This window comes from Acidocella sp. MX-AZ02 (assembly GCF_000306035.1).
Lineage (GTDB): Bacteria > Pseudomonadota > Alphaproteobacteria > Acetobacterales > Acetobacteraceae > Acidocella > Acidocella facilis.
In genome coordinates this window covers 1,420,301-1,421,947 of the sequence record NZ_JH976207.1, presented here as the reverse complement: position 1 = coordinate 1,421,947, position 1,647 = coordinate 1,420,301, and the positions used below count along the sequence as shown (strand labels likewise).

3 protein-coding genes are annotated in these 1,647 nt (G+C 64.7%); all 3 read left to right on the top strand.

Annotated features, from left to right (window positions below):
• Window positions 1-88 precede the first annotated feature (88 nt).
• Window positions 89-388, top strand: a complete 300-nt coding sequence (locus tag MXAZACID_RS07015) for an STAS domain-containing protein (protein WP_008493510.1) — start codon at window positions 89-91, stop codon at window positions 386-388.
• The gene (locus tag MXAZACID_RS07010) at window positions 385-750 is read left to right on the top strand and encodes a response regulator (RefSeq protein ID WP_008493509.1); all 366 of its coding nucleotides are present in this window, start codon (window positions 385-387) and stop codon (window positions 748-750) included. The genes MXAZACID_RS07015 and MXAZACID_RS07010 overlap by 4 nt, the downstream gene beginning before the upstream one ends.
• Before the next feature lie 17 nt (window positions 751-767).
• A partial coding sequence (locus tag MXAZACID_RS07005; protein ID WP_008493508.1) for an Hpt domain-containing protein occupies window positions 768-1,647 on the top strand: 880 nt, incomplete at its 3' end.

Sequence of the window (1,647 nt, the reverse complement as noted above, 5' to 3'; positions counted from 1 at the left end):
CCGCAACCCGCCGGCGCGGATGATTGGGACGAATTCTGATCCAGTCCCCGTAACCAAACATGAATGATTGGCAGCGAAGGTCGAGACCATGACAGACGAGATCGAATTGCCGGCGGTGATGGATCTGGTGGCCGCCCCCGCCTTGCAGGAGATGTTCCTGCAACGGCGCGGCCAGGATGTCTGCCTCAACGGCGCCCAGGTGCAGCGTCTAGGCGGGCAATGCCTGCAGGTGCTGCTGGCCGCCCGCCTCGCCTGGGCGGCGGAGGACCATAGCCTGACTCTGCATAGCCCGTCCGAGGATCTCATCACCTCGCTGGAGCTGATGGGGCTGAAACCTGACGATCTGACGCACCAGGCCAACGATATTTGCGGGGAACCGAAACCATGAGCATGACCATTTTGACCGTCGATGATTCCCGCGCGATGCGGGACATGTTGCGACATTCCCTGGTGGCGGCGGGATTCCGCGTCATCCAGGCGGAGGACGGGCTGCACGGGCTGGAGATTCTGGCCTCCGAATCCCCGGATGTCATCGTGACCGATATCAATATGCCGCGCATGGACGGGTTCGGCTTCATCCAGGCCGTGCGCCAAGACGAGGCCCGCCGCGCCACCCCGGTGCTGGTGCTCACCACCGAGGTGGATATCGAAAAGAAGAACCGCGCGCGTGAGGCCGGCGCCACCGGCTGGATCGTGAAGCCCTTCGACCCCGAGAAGCTGGTGGATGCGATCCGCCGCGTCGCCGCCTGAGCCTCAAGGAGGGCCGCATGGAAGACCCGTTAGCCGCAATCCGAGATACGTTTTTCCAGGAATGCGAGGAGCAGCTCGCAGAACTGGAAACCGGGCTGATCGCCATGGAGAATGGCACCGCCGAAGCCGAAACGGTGAATGCCGTATTCCGCGCCGTGCATTCGATGAAGGGCGGGGCGGGCATTTTCGCGCTCGACGCGCTGGTGCGCTTTGCGCATGTGTTCGAGACCGCGCTGGACAAGGTCCGCTCCGGCCTGCTGGTAGCCTCGCCGCCGGTGGTCGCGGTGTTCCTGCGCGCGGCGGATATTCTGGCGGATCTCGTCCGCGCCGCGCGTGATGGCGGCAGCGTGGACGAAGCCCGCATCGCCGCCGTGACGGGGGAATTCAACCAGATCGACCAGGCCGGCGCCGCGCCGGAGTCCGCATCCACGCCCCCCAGCAGCCCAGCGCCGGAAGCCGCCGGGCATTGGGAGATATTGTTCACCCCGCACCCGGCGCTTTATGCCAAGGCCAATGAAGCCGCCTTGCTGTTGCGCGAGCTGAAAAGGTTGGGCGAAACGCAGGTGACGCTGGATGACAGCGAACTGCCGGAACTGCAAGAGCTGGACCCGGAAGGTGCCTATCTCTCCTGGCGCATTCTTCTGAACAGCGATTGCAGCAAGGAAGAAATTGCCGATCTCTTTGAATTTGTCGAGGATGATTGCCGGCTCAGCATCACCCGGCACGATGCCGGGCCAGAAGGCGCCACCGCCCCGGCCACGGATGAATCCGGCTTCGCACCCGGCACGGTGATCACCGGCGATAACGGCTTCTGCTTCGAATTCTTCCCGCCTTCCGAGCCGCAGGATGAGGCGCCGGAGGAGCCCGCGCCCCCCGGCCGTGCCAGAAGCCGCGCCC

Bases quoted from the DNA above. Each gene is read 5' to 3' on its own strand.
- MXAZACID_RS07015 (WP_008493510.1), top strand. From the start codon at position 89: ATGACAGACGAGATCGAATTGCCGGCGGTGATGGATCTGGTGGCCGCC.
- MXAZACID_RS07010 (WP_008493509.1), top strand. From the start codon at position 385: ATGAGCATGACCATTTTGACCGTCGATGATTCCCGCGCGATGCGGGAC.